At 51.6% G+C, this 16188-nt stretch carries 20 protein-coding genes; 11 read left to right on the top strand and 9 right to left on the bottom strand.

Annotation, left to right across the window (positions count from 1 at the left end; genetic code table 11):
* Nucleotides 1-6 precede the first annotated feature (6 nt).
* The 3 genes from ACR0CR_RS13165 (at nt 7) to ACR0CR_RS13155 (ending at nt 3091) form a co-directional block, all read left to right on the top strand.
* Nucleotides 7-687, top strand: a complete 681-nt coding sequence (locus ACR0CR_RS13165) for an HhH-GDP family DNA glycosylase (RefSeq protein ID WP_480599755.1) — start codon at nt 7-9, stop codon at nt 685-687.
* A 280-nt stretch (nt 688-967) separates the two neighbouring features.
* Nucleotides 968-1864, top strand: coding sequence for an HNH endonuclease (locus ACR0CR_RS13160; RefSeq protein WP_480599753.1), 897 nt, complete (start codon nt 968-970; stop codon nt 1862-1864).
* Nucleotides 1865-1900: 36 nt separating this feature from the next.
* Entirely contained in the window at nt 1901-3091 is a 1191-nt protein-coding gene (locus ACR0CR_RS13155; RefSeq protein WP_480599751.1) for a DUF3644 domain-containing protein, read from the top strand.
* 701 nt (nt 3092-3792) lie between these two features.
* On the opposite strand, the gene ACR0CR_RS13150 is transcribed toward ACR0CR_RS13155, so the two are convergent.
* Nucleotides 3793-4491, bottom strand: coding sequence for an MOSC domain-containing protein (locus tag ACR0CR_RS13150; RefSeq protein ID WP_480599749.1), 699 nt, complete (start codon nt 4489-4491; stop codon nt 3793-3795).
* Nucleotides 4488-5006, bottom strand: coding sequence for a MarR family winged helix-turn-helix transcriptional regulator (locus ACR0CR_RS13145; RefSeq protein ID WP_480599748.1), 519 nt, complete (start codon nt 5004-5006; stop codon nt 4488-4490). Before ACR0CR_RS13145 ends, ACR0CR_RS13150 begins: the two co-directional genes overlap by 4 nt.
* 114 nt (nt 5007-5120) lie before the next feature.
* Between ACR0CR_RS13145 and ACR0CR_RS13140 the strand changes: the two genes are divergently transcribed.
* Together ACR0CR_RS13140 and ACR0CR_RS13135 are read left to right on the top strand one after the other, a co-directional pair.
* Complete coding sequence (locus ACR0CR_RS13140) at nt 5121-5870, top strand: hypothetical protein (RefSeq protein ID WP_480599746.1); 750 nt, start codon at nt 5121-5123, stop codon at nt 5868-5870.
* A 58-nt stretch (nt 5871-5928) separates the two neighbouring features.
* Nucleotides 5929-6441, top strand: a complete 513-nt coding sequence (locus ACR0CR_RS13135; RefSeq protein ID WP_480599744.1) for a redoxin domain-containing protein — start codon at nt 5929-5931, stop codon at nt 6439-6441.
* Nucleotides 6442-6748: 307 nt separating this feature from the next.
* On the opposite strand, the gene ACR0CR_RS13130 is transcribed toward ACR0CR_RS13135, so the two are convergent.
* Nucleotides 6749-7216, bottom strand: a complete 468-nt coding sequence (locus ACR0CR_RS13130; protein ID WP_480599742.1) for an Ohr family peroxiredoxin — start codon at nt 7214-7216, stop codon at nt 6749-6751.
* A 96-nt stretch (nt 7217-7312) separates the two neighbouring features.
* On the opposite strand from ACR0CR_RS13130, the gene ACR0CR_RS13125 reads away from it, so the two are divergent.
* A complete protein-coding gene (locus ACR0CR_RS13125; RefSeq protein WP_480599740.1) occupies nt 7313-8092 on the top strand; it encodes a hypothetical protein in 780 nt (259 codons plus the stop codon).
* 76 nt (nt 8093-8168) lie between these two features.
* Here ACR0CR_RS13125 and ACR0CR_RS13120 read toward each other — a convergent pair whose 3' ends face one another.
* From ACR0CR_RS13120 to ACR0CR_RS13100, 5 genes are all read right to left on the bottom strand, one after another.
* Nucleotides 8169-8522: a DUF3088 family protein gene (locus ACR0CR_RS13120; RefSeq protein ID WP_480599738.1), complete on the bottom strand. Its 354-nt coding sequence runs from the start codon at nt 8520-8522 to the stop codon at nt 8169-8171.
* Nucleotides 8523-8584: 62 nt separating this feature from the next.
* Complete coding sequence (locus ACR0CR_RS13115) at nt 8585-9490, bottom strand: SDR family oxidoreductase (protein WP_480599736.1); 906 nt, start codon at nt 9488-9490, stop codon at nt 8585-8587.
* On the bottom strand, nt 9432-10649 hold the full coding sequence (locus ACR0CR_RS13110) for a MalY/PatB family protein (protein WP_480599734.1): 1218 nt from the start codon (nt 10647-10649) through the stop codon (nt 9432-9434). Before ACR0CR_RS13110 ends, ACR0CR_RS13115 begins: the two co-directional genes overlap by 59 nt.
* A 12-nt stretch (nt 10650-10661) precedes the next feature.
* Nucleotides 10662-11327 (bottom strand): glutathione S-transferase family protein, encoded by a 666-nt coding sequence (locus ACR0CR_RS13105; RefSeq protein ID WP_480599732.1) that lies wholly within the window; start codon nt 11325-11327, stop codon nt 10662-10664.
* Nucleotides 11328-11378: 51 nt separating this feature from the next.
* A complete protein-coding gene (locus ACR0CR_RS13100; protein WP_480599730.1) occupies nt 11379-11750 on the bottom strand; it encodes a PadR family transcriptional regulator in 372 nt (123 codons plus the stop codon).
* Nucleotides 11751-11924: 174 nt separating this feature from the next.
* Here ACR0CR_RS13100 and ACR0CR_RS13095 point away from each other — a divergent pair, with 174 nt between their 5' ends.
* The 5 genes from ACR0CR_RS13095 to ACR0CR_RS13075 all read left to right on the top strand — a co-directional run bounded on the left by ACR0CR_RS13095 (nt 11925) and on the right by ACR0CR_RS13075 (nt 15636).
* The gene (locus tag ACR0CR_RS13095; protein WP_480599728.1) at nt 11925-12857 is read left to right on the top strand and encodes a DMT family transporter; all 933 of its coding nucleotides are present in this window, start codon (nt 11925-11927) and stop codon (nt 12855-12857) included.
* Nucleotides 12858-13472: 615 nt separating this feature from the next.
* Nucleotides 13473-13862, top strand: coding sequence for a VOC family protein (locus ACR0CR_RS13090; protein WP_480599726.1), 390 nt, complete (start codon nt 13473-13475; stop codon nt 13860-13862).
* A gap of 351 nt (nt 13863-14213) precedes the next feature.
* Entirely contained in the window at nt 14214-14471 is a 258-nt protein-coding gene (locus ACR0CR_RS13085; protein WP_480599724.1) for a YjhX family toxin, read from the top strand.
* 24 nt (nt 14472-14495) lie between these two features.
* The gene (locus ACR0CR_RS13080; protein WP_480599722.1) at nt 14496-15002 is read left to right on the top strand and encodes a GNAT family N-acetyltransferase; all 507 of its coding nucleotides are present in this window, start codon (nt 14496-14498) and stop codon (nt 15000-15002) included.
* A 112-nt stretch (nt 15003-15114) separates the two neighbouring features.
* Nucleotides 15115-15636, top strand: coding sequence for a GNAT family N-acetyltransferase (locus ACR0CR_RS13075; RefSeq protein ID WP_480599720.1), 522 nt, complete (start codon nt 15115-15117; stop codon nt 15634-15636).
* 185 nt (nt 15637-15821) lie between these two features.
* On the opposite strand, the gene ACR0CR_RS13070 is transcribed toward ACR0CR_RS13075, so the two are convergent.
* Nucleotides 15822-16175, bottom strand: coding sequence for a hypothetical protein (locus ACR0CR_RS13070; RefSeq protein ID WP_480599718.1), 354 nt, complete (start codon nt 16173-16175; stop codon nt 15822-15824).
* Between the last annotated feature and the right edge of the window lie 13 nt (nt 16176-16188).

Raw genomic sequence — 16188 nt, 5'->3', positions numbered from 1 at the left:
ACGCACATGCAACAACAGGGTGAGCACTACGGAGCCTTGCATGCCGCAAGGTGCATTGCGGATCACGCTGTCGGCGAGGGTATTCTGAAAGCCAGTGTCCCAATGCGCCCGGTATACCACCATATGGGAGCCGTTCTTGCAGACTCTGTCCTCCAAGCAGGTCTAAATTATTCTACAATTGTGCGGCCGCGTGTGCAGGCGATAATCGAAGTTTTCCCGCACGCGACGACCTTGGATGCGGTAACCAAGATTATTGAAGCGCAAGGAAGCAGTAGATTTCTTCAGTGGCAACACGAAGAGAAAGTATCGCGATTTGATGAGTTGGTGCGGTTCTTGGTTAGCACTCGCATCGAAGACACCACAGACTTGTGTGAAGCACTGCTGGATAACGCCTTTCGCTCGGATCTTCGTGAAATTAAGGGCATCGGCCCCAAAACCGTGGACTATATGGCATGTTTAGTCGGAGTCGATTGCATTGCCGTTGACCGACACATACGAGGATTTGCTGAGTTGGCCGGAGTAACAGACGACGGCTACGATTATCTACGCGACGTCTTTAACTTTGCCGCAGACCTCTTGAGTATCTCCCGTCGTCAATTCGATGCTTCAATATGGCACTATCAAGCCTCAAAAAATGCTCGCCAAATGATGCTCGACTTCGGTTGTGACACCAGTTTTGCAAATTGAGTATCCTACGTACTGCGCGGCCCCGTTTTTCCCTGGTGGCGCTGAACACGTAGTTGTTGCGTTTTGCTGCTTATGACATCAATGACTGGGTGCAACCCTTAGGGGACTTGCACGATCAGCAGCTTGAGTGAGTTGCAGTTGTTATCATCTGCCTCTTTGACAAAGAAGTCTGGCGATAAGACGGCTTATGCAGGCACAATATCAGATTTCGATCATCACTCTCGCGGATGGAACAACTGGGAGATTGGCAAACGGAAAAAACCCAGCCATCGTCTAAGTCATGGCGTTCGGTGTTTTCATCCATCGTACTGATTCAATCTACGACGATATTCCGTCAGAGCAGTATCAGTTTCCGAAGCAGTACCTGTCACGTGCTCAGCAATGTGAAGGAGACTGGATTGTCTATCTGGAGCCCAGCAAGGTCAAACTTTCAAAAGGCTATTTCGCGATAGCAAAGGTCCAAGAAATCATCGTCGATCCAAGACGCAATGATATGTACTTCGCCATCATTGAGCCTGGAACTTATCTCGACTTCGGTGACCCGGTGCCATTCCGAGACGAGTCAAGCATTGTAGAGACCGGTCTGCTGAATGACCAAGGCAAGATGTCTGGAAGGGCACAGTCGGCAGTCCGCACGGTATCCACAGCCGACTTCTCTAGAATCGTGGATCTTGGGCTGGTCGATGAAGATCACATACTTCCTCGGACAGAAAGATCTGCGTCGGACGGGTTCCACGAACAACCGATTGGTTTCGAACACCTTAGCTCCCGAGATCGTGTCACTCGCTTAACCAACCGGGTAGTTCGGGATCGTAATTTCAGAAAGAATGTCCTTAGATCATATGGTGAAAGATGTGCAATTACGGGCCTTCGCCTCATAAATGGCGGCGGTAGAGCAGAAGTGGAGGCAGCTCACATTAGGCCTGTAGAGTATGGCGGGCCCGATATTATCAGCAACGGTGTCGCATTGTCGGGGACTGCTCATTGGATGTTCGACAGAGGACTTATTGGGTTAGCCGATGATCTTACGATCATCGTGTCTAGGCATTCAAATGACCCCGAAGCAATTCAAAAGATGATCAACGAAGATGGGCGCCTAATCGCACCAACGCGAGCATCAGAAAGACCAAGAGCTGAATTTGTTTCTTGGCACCGGGAGCACTGCTTCAAGAACTGAGACCTATTCTTTGAAAACTCAATTGAAAGGCAATCTATGGCACGAAAACCAGAGGGGGCACTCACAGATGACGAGAAGCGAATTGTAAAAGGGTTTCTGGAAAGAGGTGATCGAAATCAGGACATCCAAGCTTTGGTCAATCTTGGACGCAAGGCGACGATCAACGGTGCCCGAGTCACTGAAGTCAAGCAGGACGACGCAATCGTTCCGGCATCTGACGCGGACTTGGATTTTTTTGAAAAGAAAAAGAAGTGCTACGACCCTCAAACTGGCTTGAACCTATACGACGATGAGCGATTGATCCGAGCACGAGAGGCCATGCTTCTGGCCGTTCAGGTATTCAACAGTCCGACACTTAGGTTCAAAGCAGAGGTATTTGCTGTTCAAGCCAACATCGCTTGGACTTACTTGCTGCACGAGTTCTACTTGCGCGAGGGCACACAAATAATCCAGGAAGACGGAAGATCACTTCTGTTGAGCCAGATGATCGTCCGGGAAGACTGCCCGCTATCGCAGGGGATCAAAGATAATTTAGAAAGCCTCAAACAAATCAGAGATGCCGTTGAGCACACGCTCTTTCGAAGAGCAGACAACCGGTTTCTTTCGATTTTTCAAGCGTGTTGTCTAAACTTCGAAAAGACGATTTGCATGCTTTTCGGACCCGATGTAGCGCTGAGCAATGATCTATCCTTTTCACTTCAGTTTGCGAAGATGGATTTTGATCAACTGGTCCAAGTGCAGGACTTTGATGTGCCTGAACACATTCGGACATTGGAGAAGCAACTCGATGAAGAATTGGGTGAAGAACGGTTGTCCGATATCGAATACCGATTTCGAGTTGTCTACACATTCGAAAACTCAACAAAATCGAAGTCACACATCAAATTCGTCCATCCTGATGACGAAGGCGCAGATGAAGTAAGGAACGTGCTGATCAAGCGGGAGATATCTGACAAACTTTTTCCCCATAAGGCTGCGGTTGTTGCAGGCTTGGTGCAAGAGCGGTCAGGACGGCAGTTCAACACACACAACCACACGCAAGCATGGAGAAAGTTTGACGTTAGGCCCCGTGCAAATGTCGGCCAACCGGAAAACACCAATAAGGACTATTGCATCTACCACTTAGCTCACGGCGATTACACATACTCAGAAAAGTGGGTAGATTTCTTGGTTTCGTACCTAGCGGCTGACGCAAACTACAAGGAGTTGAAGAAGTTCAAACTCTAGCGGTTTAATTCCCAAACTGAGGGTATGGAATGTTGGACCGCCAAAACAAATTGGGAAATAAGTGCTTGGACCAGACGGTCCACCTAAGTCTGCAAAGTCCGCTTCCTGCGCTAAGCCGCCGTCCAAAGTGTTCAATGAGGCAAGTGTGGCGAATAGCCACTAAGTAGTGATCGAGAAAATTTCGTTAGTTGTGACGAAATTCAACCAGCCAAGTTCAGTCAAAAAATTTCGGCAGATCGTCGTTACGCGCCCGTACCTTATGTGACCAGACCCGAGGTTGTAAAAATGAGACCAGACCCAACCACCTCTGTCTAATCGGATTCCGGTGCAAGCCTTCACCGACTGGCACAAAGCGAAACAACGAAAAAATGATAGGTCTATAACCAGTGGAACGACTTTGGGTGCCAAATGGCAAAACTATGTGTCGTCCCACATGAGCACCTGTGGAACGTCACTGATATTTGACTCAATCGACAGCCAAAACCTCAAGAAAAGTTCAAATCGCGTCATTCAATTCTGACCCAAACGTCAAGCATTTCTGACCCAATGTGATTAATGGCATTTCATCGATGCTGAAGTTGATGTCTCATTTCTTGCCTGCTCCACCCAGCGACTGACAAACGCGGATTTGACCATCATGGAGTTGAGAAGGTTACTAAGCTCGAGGAAACTACGTCACGACTGAACGCGCGTTGGAAGTCTTATCCTGAGCCTCCAAGCCTTGCCGATGTATCCTCCTTGGCATTGCCCTCAGCCATTCTGCCAAAAGCTTGTCGCCAACCTTCAGCAAGTTCTTTCATCTGAGACAAAACCTCGGCATCTTCTGGCGATATGCGACGAGTCAGCCGTGCGCGTGTAACAGCCAATACAGACCAATTCGGATTTGGCCTTTCAGCAAAGGTGATCCGATCACCGGCCTCAACTTCGCCAGGTTCGAGCACACGATAGTACCATCCGGTTCGGCCCGTCTTCTGAAACTGGTAGGGCATTCCCTTGCGCCCTGTATGTAGCCCAAGTTTCCAGCACGGCTGCCGTCCCTGGCTAATTTGAACTACCGCCGTCCCGAGTAACAGGATGTCGCCGATGCAGAGGTTTTCCTCGGTCAGTCCCGTCGTAGAAATGTTCTCGCCAAATGCCGCTGGCATCGTGCCAGGTGCCATTAGGTCCTCTGCTTGCCAAGCCGAATAGTGACCAAAATCATAGTGATGGATGGCTTTGTCTTCGCCACCATGCACGGTCAGGTCCGCCTGAGCGTCCCCGGAAAATCCAAGCGAGGTAATGGCTTGCCGCCCGTCCACCCAGTCTTTCTGAATGGCAGACGGTGGTTTACCCTCCCAGCGATCTTTGACCGCTCCGATGAATATGCCGTCAATGGTCGCCGACAGGTCTGGATAGTTCATCTAGCTTCCTCGTGCTCGATGCAGATCTTTTCTCTTTCGCCGGCCTCCAAGGAGACGCCCAATAATTTGCAAAAACCGCTGTTCGTCGTGCCGTCATGATGAGTGCAGGATTTGCATTGGCCGAATGATCGCCCTCCATTAGCCAGCAACGCCAAGTTGAGGCCTTGCGTCAGGCCCTGTTCAAGCATGGCTTTGTTTTCTTTGGACATTTCTCCAATTGCCCGAGCAACAGGGTTTGGCTGACGTACGATCTCGGCCCCTTCTTTTGTGAGATCGTAGGAAATCGACCGCTGATCATGTTCTTTACGGTGCTCTTCTACATAGCCCTTGCGCGCCAAAGCTTTGAGCGTCTGTGACATCGTTCCACGGGTTGTACCGATGTACTCTGCGACGTGCGACGGCGAGCGCGAATACATGTTGGCCTCTGCCAGATACTCCAACGCCATCTTCTGGGTCGGATTCAAATCACCTGCCCATCCTTCGGACGCATCAATCCGGGCCAGGCGGTTGATCAATGTGCGTATGCGATGATCTGTGTTCATAACACTTTTAGTAGCGACTCGATATTATAGTTGCAATGCATTTCTCATTATAGTAGCGACTCGCTATCTTATTAATTGGAGGCACCCATGAAACTCACCACGTTCACTTCAACACTTGCGTTGATACTTGGCAGCACCGCCCTTGCAGGGGGAGATCATGCCATTCATCAGGAGGGCGCGATCATGTCTTCTGCTGACGTAAGTAAAGTCGCGGATTTTGACATTCTGGCCGCACACGCGCACCGCAATGGAAACACGGTCACTTTTCACATGACAACGAATGGATCGGCTGGCGCCTCGGTTCCGGTGGCAACCGGAGAGGTCGGTGGATCAGACGTCTGGTCATATGTCTGGCCTACGTCTTTGGACCCTTCGGCCGTTGGGTTCGAAGGCGGCACAGGTATCCTTGCAATGGCCGCAACCAGTCATCCGGATTTTGATGACACACCGCTTTTTGACGAAAACGGCGACGGAGACCCGACCAATGACGGCATCGAATGGCACAGCCACTGGGTTGTGTTGACCCCGACCGAAGCGTGCGGACCCGACGCGCTTGCCGTACGTGACATCCCCGAAGGTTCCACACCCAAGCTACCTGCGACATGGCCAGGGTTTCCGATCTTTCTGGACAGCCCAGGGTTTACACCGCTGTTCGACGGGCCCGAAATTGTGGTGAACGCAGGCTTCGCCAGCGACGTTGAACTGGATGGTGTCGCTTATGACGGCGTCACATCCGCCTTGAGGGTTAACGCGAATATCCATGCGCCCTTGCTTTGCGTCACAGATGTTTTCGACGTCGCATCAGGGGATCTGAGCCTACCTGGCAAGCTTCACTAGCATTCGAATGCGCGGCCGCCGGACCCACGGCGGCTGCCTGCTACTGAGGACAAAGAAAATGCAAGCACCAGAGTTAGACGTCGCGGAATGGTTCAACACAGACACTCCCCTAACCCTAGATAACCTAAAAGGACGGGTTGTCGTCATTGAGGCCTTTCAAATGCTTTGCCCAGGATGTGTCCTGCACGGTATTCCCTTAGCACAGTCGATTCAGAGGACGTTTCCTGAAGAGAAGGTAGCCGTAATTGGCCTGCACACCGTGTTCGAGCATCACAACGCTATGACACCGGTGTCTTTGCAAGCTTTCCTGCATGAATATCGCATCACGTTCCCTGTCGGCGTGGACAAACAGGGCGCAGGACCGTTGCCAAACACGATGTCTCGCTTTGGCATGCGCGGTACACCAAGCCTTGTTCTATTGGATCAGGCAGGGCGGATTGTTGCGCATCACCTTGGACAGGTTTCTGAACTGCAATTGGGGTCCGAGATTGGCAGTCTTCTGACACAGGATGTCGTGTCGACCAAAGGCGGCACCGTCACTGTCGGTCAATCGCTGGATAGCAGTCATTGATCCTGCAAGCGGAGAACTGCTGTTTCGAGTCCATTCTGACGGGTTCTGCGGGAGCGGTGAATTCCCCGACTTTGAAACACTCCTCTAACAGTTGGTATACACTGGTTTTGGATTACCGGCTCATTTCAGATTAATATCGGACATCGGTTCGCAGAGTGTAGATACCTAAACTTTATTCGCATCTGTTTTGCACTCAAGCCAACTACGATCCAATGTACCTTCAGGTGGGCGGCGTCACACAGGGCGGCTGCTTAACCGCACTGTACTGCGGCCAATCCAACCTTGCTTGACGCCACCCATCAACAAATCACTTCAGCGCTAGTTCAACATCAATGTTGTTCCTAACCGCGGCTGAATAGGGGCAAATCTTGTGGGCGCCATCGACAATTTTCTGCCCGGTTTCTTTGTTTATGTCTGGTAGGTCTATTTCAAGGCGGACACCGAGTTTGAACGCCGCGCCATTTGATCCAGGTTTGAGCGCGACGCTTGAAGCAACAGAGGCCTTTGAAGCATCAACTCCCATGCTAAGTGCGGTATACCGAAGTGCAGATATGAAGCAGCCAGCGTAACCTGCCGCAAAGAGCATTTCAGGGTCGACACGCGCGCGGTCAGATGTGGCGGGTGCTTCCTGCATCTCCTCGGGCAACATGTCATAGACTGCCGATGGCATGACTAGATCGAGGTCGAGTGTACCGTCAGCGGTGGACACGCGTCCTGCACGCCCTCCTGATGCGGTAGCAGTTGTGATGTAAATTGCTGGTTCCAAGGCCGACATATCTCTCTCCCATTTAGAACTCTCGTTGATTAACCGAGTCTCACGATTTATAATGTTAAAAAATGTAACGTGTCAATATGTGCTGTTAGGAAGCAAATGCATTCCAGATTCAACGAACTTCGGAAGACCAAGCTCGGCGAGGGTTTAGAGAGCCTTTTGAGTAGCCAAAAAAAGTATGTGGAATATGCGGCGCTATCTCGTGCTGGCCTACCGGCAATCACAGCTGCGGTGCATGAGCTTGAAGAGCTATTTCCGATAGTAAAATCGGATCAGGCGGCCAGACAGTTTTGTGGCGCTGTTGTTGGAGAGGTTATGAGGGACGCTGGTCATGAGATACTGAGGCCCAGAGGCCGTGTCCCCGGAAACCTCTTTACGTACGGAACGGTGTGGAAACCATTTCCGGTCGAAAAGGACTTTGCCCAAATTGTCCAAAGCATGAGCGGTTTGCCCACGAAAGTATCTGCAATGTTAGATAGTATCCCCACCCGCTTCCTACAAATCGATTTACAAGACGGGCGCATGCCCATTGCCAACCGTGTTGTTGAGATGATTAGCAAAGATTTCGAGCTTTACGGTAGGATTGAAGGCACATCTACGACTGCATCACGCGACAGCACGCTTGAAGCGCAACTTGTGGCCCTGACTTCTCAAGACGGCGCGCTCAAAGTAGACAAATTCGTCACCAAGTTTGAGAGCGGTCGGGTACGTTTGTGTCAAAGCCTAGCCCGTAGTCTTGAAAGTCCTTCAAAAACCGAAGGGCCGGTAAATCTAAATCCTGACGCTTTGCGCGGCGCGATACGCATGGCACACGACGCTGATCAAGTCTTGCTCAACGATCTTCAGGAATTTGTTCTGGAAATCTCCTTTGGATCGTAAGCCATTATAGAAATGGCCTGTTACCCTGCACGGCCATCATGATTGCCTTGATCGCTGAAGTAGCACCCAAAACATACTATGGATGCGGTCGGGGCAAGTCAAAACGCTTGATCAGATAGGCGAGAATGTCGTCAACATTTTCGATCCGACGCATCGGGGAAACTCCTGATCTGCTAAGTCCGTTTGAATGATGGTCATCCCCATCGGGGAATACGAGCTGCGGGCAGGACTGGTTCTCGCCTACATAGCTGAACATGTCACCTCTGGGCCTATCAAAGTCAACGTACCGAATATCGAGGTTCTGGCGGACTTGTGGGAAGACAGCAAGAAGCCCTTCGACCAGAAGGCATTGGGGACAATAGAACGCTGTGTTGCCCGCTTGGGTGTCTATAAAATCGGATCTCAGAAGATAGAGGATGGTGCTCGTCATGGTTCCGTCATTTCAAGATTGTATGCGCAGGAGTTTCTACGCCTGAGCTGTCCGATGGAATATCAGAGTTCAGCACGGCCGCCATCGATGACCATCTCTGTGCCCAGCATGTAATTGGACGCATCACCTGCCAGAAACAATACCGCCGAAGCGATGTTTTCTGGTTTTCCCATGCGACCCACCGGCACTTGCTGTCCAACGCGATCGACATAGGCACGGAAATGCTCATCGGTTTCATCCGGTCCACGATGGATCGGTGTCTCGATAGTGCCTGGGCTTACGCAGTTCACACGAATGCCCCGATCTACAAGCTCGGCCGACATGACGCGGGCAAATGATCGTACAGCGGCTTTGGATGCCGACAGCAGCGCCTTATTGGGAGTTCCGATCTGGTTGAGCCACGACGTATTCAAGATGATAGACGCCCCTTTCGGCATCAGCGGGAGCACGGACTGGACCGAGAAGAACGTGCCTTTCACGTTCACATCCATCATCCGATAGTACATCGTTTCATCGGTCTTCCCGAGCGGCGTGTTAAAGGCGACGCCAGCATTGGCAAAGAGGATATCCAGTTTGCCAAAAGAGTGCTGCAATTCAGATCGCATTTGGTCCAGATCATCCAGTTTGCTGATGTCTGCCTGGATCGCGATAGCGTCGTAACCGAGCTTGTCGCGAGCAAGCTTCAGCTTGTCCGCGTTTGTTCCCGTGATTGCGACACGTGCGCCATTGTCTTGCAGCATCTTGGCAGCCGCAAAACCAATCCCGCTTGAGCCACCAGTTATAAGTGCGAATTTATTGGTCAACATTTTGCATGTTCTCATTTGGTTTGTTCCTATCAGTCTTCCCGGCCAGTTTGCGGTCTCGTGCTTCTCGATATGCTTCGCCGAGCAGACGTGATGAAATGAGAACTCAGCAACAACCATTCGAAGCAGAGGGCTCTGTGGTTCCGCGGGTTTTTCCACCCGCATCAAGCGCAACCTTGAACCGGCGAAAGGCTTCCTGGATGTCTTTGCGCGGGGCCGCGATGTTGATGCGAATGAACTGGGTCGCGTCCTGGTCAAACCACGTGCCCGGGGTCGCGCCAAAGCCTGCCTCGCCCAGCTTGGCTTTCAGCTCATCTTCCGCCAATCCTGTTGCCGAGCAATCGAACCAAATCTGGTAGGTGCCTTCGACCGGGGTCATTTTCAGTGCCGGTAGTTCAGTCGCAACGAAGTCTGCGATCCAGTCGACCGTGCCTTGCAAATAAACCAAAAACTCATCCAACCATGCATCGCCCTTTTCATATGCTGCGATGGTGGCGTAGGTGGTGAAGGCATTCCCATGGCCGAGATACATGCCATCTTCCAAAGCTTTCATGCGCTTCAGGATGTCTTCATTCTTCGTGTAGACGTAACCATTGGAAATGCTCTGCATCCCGAATGTCTTGGCTGGAGAGCCGATGACAGAAACATGTCTGTCACCATCCAGAGTGCTTAGACTGGTGAACTTGTGGCCCTTGTAGATGATGTCGGCATGGATTTCATCGCTGATAATGGTCACGTTGTGCCGGTCGGCGATTTCAACAACTTTTCTTAGCTCTTCCGCGCGCCAGACGCGACCAACCGGGTTGTGAGGATTGCACAGCAGCATGGCGGTCACGTCGGACGCTCTCAGTTTCGCGTCCAGATCCGCGAAGTCTATTTCATAGGCACCGTCAGAATTGATCAACCGGGATTTGAGCACAGACCGACCTGCCGAGGTAATGACCTTGCCAAACTGGTGGTAGGCCGGTGTCTGCATCAAAACGGTATCGCCTTCATCGGTCAGCTCGCGAATGAGAAGTGAAATGGCGGTCAGCACACCGGGAAAGGGGACGAAGTTGTCAGGATTTAAGGACAGGTCGTTTCGGCGTATGTGCCAATCTGAGATCGCCTTGAATATACCTTCTGAGTTGAACTCGTAAGCAAACTGACCGCGGCCTGCGATATATTGCAAAGCCTCCGTGATCGGTGTGGCTATTGGCAGATCGATGTCTGCCACCCACATGGGCATGACATCATCTGTCCCATAAAACATGTTCAGATATTTGGGATCGTGACGCACAAAGTGGTCGCCGATTTTGGCGGGTGCTTGGTCAAATTTGCTCATGTGAGGTGTCCTTTACGCAGCCAGTTGCGCAGCCGCGCGACCAAGATGGGTTTGGTCAGACAGGTAGAATGCCTTGAAATCTTCCTCGAACCCGTCTGCAACAGACTTTTCCGCCAAGCCGGACTCCATCAGATTTTGTTGCCAGGCTTTCAGTTTCGGGCGGTCGCCAATGAAGTCGAAGCCACTGTATTTCTGGATGATGGCCGCGCGCTGCAACAAGACCAGCCAGGAGACATCCACGGTGCTGATCGTATCTCCGGAAAAGAACGGCGTGTCGCCCAGCTGCTGTTCGATGCGATCAAAGGCCTGGTCCAGTTTGGCGCGCCGTTCTGTCAACACGTCTTTATCGGCGCTACGTTGCGACGCGCACTGAACCAGATAATTCTTCGTCGCCAGATAACTCCAAGCGCGGTTATGGGCTTTCCGTTCCAGAGAAAGGTCAGGCTGAAGAGCGGGATACGCCTCCTCAATGTATTCGAAAATCGCGTCACTTTCGAAAAGAGCGAATCCATTTTCTGTGATCAACACAGGCACCTGCCCATTGGGCGAGACATCCAGAAACCACTGCGGTTTGTCGCTCAAGCTGATGAATTCCAGCTCATAGGGAATGTTCTTGGCTTCCAGCAGCGCTGTCACGCGATGAACAAATGGACAGATTTTGAAGCTCACGATTTTCATAACTTTGCCTTTCGATGCATCGACCCTCTAAGTATGGGGTCAAAATTTTTCCTATTTAATTGCCAAGCAGGAACAGTCCTGCAAGCAACGGGTGATTTTCATCCACTCTGCCAATGCCACCTGAAACGCCCTCCGGCCCTTTTCAGTGACAGCGTAGATCTTCCGCTCACGACCAGAGACAACCTCAGTTTCGAATGTGGCGTAGCCGCCATCTATGAACTGCTTTAGAACCGGATAGATCGTGCCTTCTTTTGGCGTGCAGCACCCTTCGGTGCGGCGTTCGACCTCTTTGGCGATGTCATAGCCGTGCAGTTCCTTGTCCTGCAAAACGCACAGGATGAAGAACTTGGACAGGCTCATCTTGATTGTATTGTTCCAATACTCGGAACTGGTCAGGTCAGGGGTATCTGCTTTTTTGCTCATGGCGCGCATCTATACATCGACCTTCGATGTGTCAAGCGAAGATGCAAACCGTGGGATTGCGAGTTTCGTGGGGCGATTAGTCTCGCATAGGGCCTTTTCCGCAAGATACGGGTCGCGGTATCAGGCCGCCCAAGTTAGTCCGTTACTGAGACTTTAGTGACGGAAAAGTAAAACATGACACCGCTACCTGGACCAACATTGGATTTGAGAGCCAGCATCATGCTGCTTCTGCTCGCCGCTGTTTGGGGCGGGTCCTTCTTCTTTGGCGAGGTTGCACTCTCCGAGGTGCCACCACTTACAATTACATTGCACAGGGTTATTTGGGCGGTTCCTATTCTTGCGCTAATCGTCATGTTCAAAGGATTGAGCGTTCCACGCACCCCTCGGGTATGGGGCGCTTATCTCGTTATGGGTGCACTCAACAACGCAATCCCGTTTTCGTTGATCTTCTGGGGGCAAACGCAAATAGACAGCGGGCTGGCCTCAATCCTAAATGCAACGACAGCAATGTTCGCAGCAGTCGTGGCGGGTTTGCTTCTGAAGGACGAGCCGTTGACTCCTAAGAAGATAGCAGGTGCGGCCCTGGGTATTTTAGGGGTGGCCTTCATTATGGGGCCAAGCGCATTGACCGAGTTCAACCCGAGCAATCTGGCACAGCTGGCTATCCTTGGGGCGACGCTCTCTTATGCTTTTGCCGGTGTCTGGGGCAGAACTGCTCTTTCGGGCGAACCACCGCTCGTGAATGCGCTTGGTATGCTGATCGGCAGCACAGTGCTTATGATCCCAATTGTTCTCGTGATCGATGGGCCCCCAAGCTTCACTTTGTCTGCTGGAGTATGGGCGGCGCTCATCGGGATGGCCGCACTATCAACCGCACTGGCCTATGTTCTCTATTTCGCAATCCTTGCGCGCGCCGGTGCCGCCAATCTGCTTTTGGTTACGCTGCTGATCCCACCGTTCGCCATCGGTCTTGGTGTTACATTCCTGGGTGAAAAGATGGAGCCGAATGCGTGGATTGGATTTGCCATCATTGCTTTGGGCTTTGCCGTAACTGACGGACGGCTTTTTTCCCGCTTCTCTAAACGAAAGCCCCAACAAGCTGAGTGAGATGCATTTGGGAATTTCTCAGATCACCACATTTGGGAGCGACGATCCCCGTCGTCACCAATTGACCCGGCCAAGCGTCGGGTCTTTTTTCGATTTGCGAACTTTCAGTGTGGACACCCAAATGGCGGCAAAGTCTCGCAGAGTCGCAGTAGCTTTCCTCGAGAACGGGCATTCGCAGTTTCTATACCCGCCATTTGTGCAGCATGCGGAGAACGGCGGGAGAGAGCCCTAATTGACCGATGCTGCAAATTAAACGAACAGTAGGTTCGATTTGACATGCAACAAAATTGTTGCATAAAGAGGCATGAGTGTTCAATTCGACCCGCAGTTAAGTATTCTTTTCAGTGCCCTTGCTGACACAACGCGGTTGTTGATCCTTGAAGAGCTGAGAAAGCGTCACGACCAGACGCTTTTTGAACTTTGCGCCCGTCTGTTCGATGAGCATTCAGTCACAATTTCCCGACAAGGCATCACAAGACATCTGAATACGCTGGAACATGCAGGCTTGATCTCCACGACCTGGCGGGGGCGCACAAAAATTCACACTCTGGTGGCCGCGCCGATCGCGGATGCGATCAATCCCTGGGTGGACCTATATTCTCAAGGAGACGCACAATGAAAATGTACATGAAGAGCATTTCTGTGGACGATCAGTCCAAGGCTCTGGATTTCTACACCAACAAACTTGGGTTTGTAGTGAAGCACGATATTCCACTCGGCGAGCACCGCTGGTTAACTCTGGTGTCTGCGGAGGAGGCCGAAGGTGTGGAATTGGGTTTAGAACCGAACGCGCATCCAGCAACTCGCGCCTATCAGGAAGCACTTATGGCTGATGGCATTCCCGTTTCGGCATTCCGTGTTGACGACATTGAGGCTGAGGTCGCCAAACTTGAGGCGGCAGGCGTTGAGTTTACACAACCTCCAGTGAAGGCAGGTGGCGCGACAATGGCAGTCTTTGAAGACACCTGCGGAAATCTCATCCAGTTAGTTGAACTGCATGTTTGATTGCCTTCTATAGAAATTTTGCCTGTACTTTGAAGTTGCCATTCGCGGCAACGCCCGAAGTATCAACAACCTCCACCAAATCCATCGTCAGTTTGCTGGGTTGCGGAGGTCCGTTTTCTTCGCGCCGCATTGCTAGTTTGCGGTATTCCGGTTGACGTTTCTAAAATCGAAGACTAGGTACGGCGAACGCTTGAGGTGAGTCGCCTCTCGCAATGGAGATTTTATGAAAGAGACCCGGGCCTAACGCCCGTTCCCAGCGAAGCAAATTCGGGAACACCAACATTGATAGGCACACTCACGCGCGACGCTGAGTGTCCTGTTTCTGTACTTTCTTAAAATCGAGACATCCCAATGAACATCTCAAAGCACGAGCAACGTGTTTTGCATGAACTCGCCTTAGGTGGTGAGATACAATACGTGCGCGCCGACAATGGCAAGGTGCGATCCGTCGAATGCTATACACGTGACGGCTTCGCCTTCCCTGCGTGCACGATGGACGTATTCACACGCCTCAAAGACAAGCGCTTCATCAAATCAAAAAATGGCCGCCCGTATCGGATTACCCACTTAGGGAACCAATCCGTGCGCGCGCAAATGAACCAAAGATAATCAAATCAAGAAGGAGAGTTTTCTATGAAAACGCCTCACCAAATCCAATACGAGGCTTTCGCTGCTGCCGGAGGCCTGTACGATGAGCGACATGCCAAACTGTATGCCGATTTTGCGGATGACCTGATCGCAGATGGCAGCTTTTCCATCGTCTATGAGGGGGTTGCGCATGCCTGCTATACCCCGCTCACAATCGATGAGGCACCACACCTGAAGTGCTTTGTTCTCGCTCCTCTGGCTGTGTTGCCCGAGTATCAGAGACAAGGCTATGCCACGCGCCTGATGGAGGAGGCGGAACAGCAACTTGATGCAGATGTGATCTTCGTCATGGGGGAACCTTTCCACTATGGGAACAGATACAACACGCCCCACAAAGTCCTGCCGCCTGTAAGAACTCAGGCGCCGCTTGAGTGTTGGTTTGCACGCGAACTGACTCCGGGCGCTTTGGATGGCATCGGAGAATCCACATCAAGCGTGACCGGCCCATATGCAGCCCCGCTTATGTGGGGGCACCCAAGCGAGCAAGTTTAGCCGAGTTTTTAAAACACAGACAATGAATCGTTGTTTCGCGCACGGGAGTACGAGCCTCCGACTTTAGGGTCATCTGCTGCGCGGACAAGTTTACCAAAGATAGGAATGAACTATGAACCAATCAGAAATCGACGCGGTCTTGGAAGTCCACAGACTGGCGTTTGGGGAAGCAGAAGGTGAAGAAACCGCTGAACTTGCCAAAGATTTCCTTGATCACCCGGACACGATCTCGATCAGTGTGAACCGTGATGGGCGGATCGCAGGCAACGTGCTGTTCACCCCGTTTGTCTTCGAAGATCACAGAGACGCAAAATGCTACCTTCTCGCGCCCTGTGGAGTGTCGCCGGAGTATCAAGGTCGTGGCGTCGGTAAGGAGTTGATGGAAAACAGCATTGAGCATCTAAAGTCGATTGGAACAGACGCTGTGTTTGTTCTGGGCGTCCCGACCTTCTATCCTCGGTATGGTTTTGTCCCGACAGACAAACAAACGCCTTACCCGGATCTGCTGACCGCGCATGAAGCGTGGATGGCACTTGAGCTGACGGCCGGAACGATCAACAGTCTGAACGGCAAAACAAAGGCGATACCACAGTTCATGCACACGCATTGGTGGGACACCTCCGGACGCGGGTAACACCTCCTGTCCTGAACCAGCCATTCGGCGTTGCAGGTCGAATGGTTGGTTTGTCCGCACTGCGGTCATCTTCGAACTACGTCTCAAATGGCAGGTTTTCGCAACCAACGGATGATTGGCAACGTCACAACAAACCGCGAACATCGTTGAACGGGTGTTATGTGAAGCGATCTCTGGTTGTATCGTCACCCAACTCGGCCTTCATCATTCGGGTCTCCTGGCTCATAAAACCCCAGCCTTTTCAGACGCCTAATGGTTAAAATTTGATTTATGACCTTATCGATCTTAACCGCGTTTCCTGTGGCAAAAGCGGCCGCAATCAGTTTAAACTGCTTTTCAACGTCTTCGGCGAGTTCCGCGTCACTAGAACCCAGGCTGCCTCTGCGCTCCCCCGATGCGTCGGACTGCGCATAGTCTTCTCCCCACATCTCATCGAGAAAGGCCTTCGTATCAAAATCGGGATCTACCCCACCCAATTTTTCCGCAGCTTCCCATAGCGGTTTCAGCCTCTCGAAAAGACTTTTTTCACCATCAGTCATTACTCCATGCCTC

Source organism: Ruegeria sp. AM2 (assembly GCF_056540685.1).
Note: the sequence above shows the minus strand (reverse complement) of the source record. Positions and strands in the feature narration are given on the sequence as shown.

Coding starts and splice junctions, on each gene's coding strand:
- ACR0CR_RS13165 (WP_480599755.1), top strand. CDS start 7: ATGCAACAACAGGGTGAGCACTACGGAGCCTTGCATGCCGCAAGGTGC.
- ACR0CR_RS13160 (WP_480599753.1), top strand. CDS start 968: ATGGCGTTCGGTGTTTTCATCCATCGTACTGATTCAATCTACGACGAT.
- ACR0CR_RS13155 (WP_480599751.1), top strand. CDS start 1,901: ATGGCACGAAAACCAGAGGGGGCACTCACAGATGACGAGAAGCGAATT.
- ACR0CR_RS13150 (WP_480599749.1), bottom strand. CDS start 4,491: ATGAACTATCCAGACCTGTCGGCGACCATTGACGGCATATTCATCGGA.
- ACR0CR_RS13140 (WP_480599746.1), top strand. CDS start 5,121: ATGAAACTCACCACGTTCACTTCAACACTTGCGTTGATACTTGGCAGC.
- ACR0CR_RS13135 (WP_480599744.1), top strand. CDS start 5,929: ATGCAAGCACCAGAGTTAGACGTCGCGGAATGGTTCAACACAGACACT.
- ACR0CR_RS13130 (WP_480599742.1), bottom strand. CDS start 7,216: ATGTCGGCCTTGGAACCAGCAATTTACATCACAACTGCTACCGCATCA.
- ACR0CR_RS13125 (WP_480599740.1), top strand. CDS start 7,313: ATGCATTCCAGATTCAACGAACTTCGGAAGACCAAGCTCGGCGAGGGT.
- ACR0CR_RS13120 (WP_480599738.1), bottom strand. CDS start 8,522: ATGACGAGCACCATCCTCTATCTTCTGAGATCCGATTTTATAGACACC.
- ACR0CR_RS13115 (WP_480599736.1), bottom strand. CDS start 9,490: ATGCGGGTGGAAAAACCCGCGGAACCACAGAGCCCTCTGCTTCGAATG.
- ACR0CR_RS13110 (WP_480599734.1), bottom strand. CDS start 10,649: ATGAGCAAATTTGACCAAGCACCCGCCAAAATCGGCGACCACTTTGTG.
- ACR0CR_RS13105 (WP_480599732.1), bottom strand. CDS start 11,327: ATGAAAATCGTGAGCTTCAAAATCTGTCCATTTGTTCATCGCGTGACA.
- ACR0CR_RS13100 (WP_480599730.1), bottom strand. CDS start 11,750: ATGAGCAAAAAAGCAGATACCCCTGACCTGACCAGTTCCGAGTATTGG.
- ACR0CR_RS13095 (WP_480599728.1), top strand. CDS start 11,925: ATGACACCGCTACCTGGACCAACATTGGATTTGAGAGCCAGCATCATG.
- ACR0CR_RS13090 (WP_480599726.1), top strand. CDS start 13,473: ATGAAAATGTACATGAAGAGCATTTCTGTGGACGATCAGTCCAAGGCT.
- ACR0CR_RS13085 (WP_480599724.1), top strand. CDS start 14,214: ATGAACATCTCAAAGCACGAGCAACGTGTTTTGCATGAACTCGCCTTA.
- ACR0CR_RS13080 (WP_480599722.1), top strand. CDS start 14,496: ATGAAAACGCCTCACCAAATCCAATACGAGGCTTTCGCTGCTGCCGGA.
- ACR0CR_RS13075 (WP_480599720.1), top strand. CDS start 15,115: ATGAACCAATCAGAAATCGACGCGGTCTTGGAAGTCCACAGACTGGCG.
- ACR0CR_RS13070 (WP_480599718.1), bottom strand. CDS start 16,175: ATGACTGATGGTGAAAAAAGTCTTTTCGAGAGGCTGAAACCGCTATGG.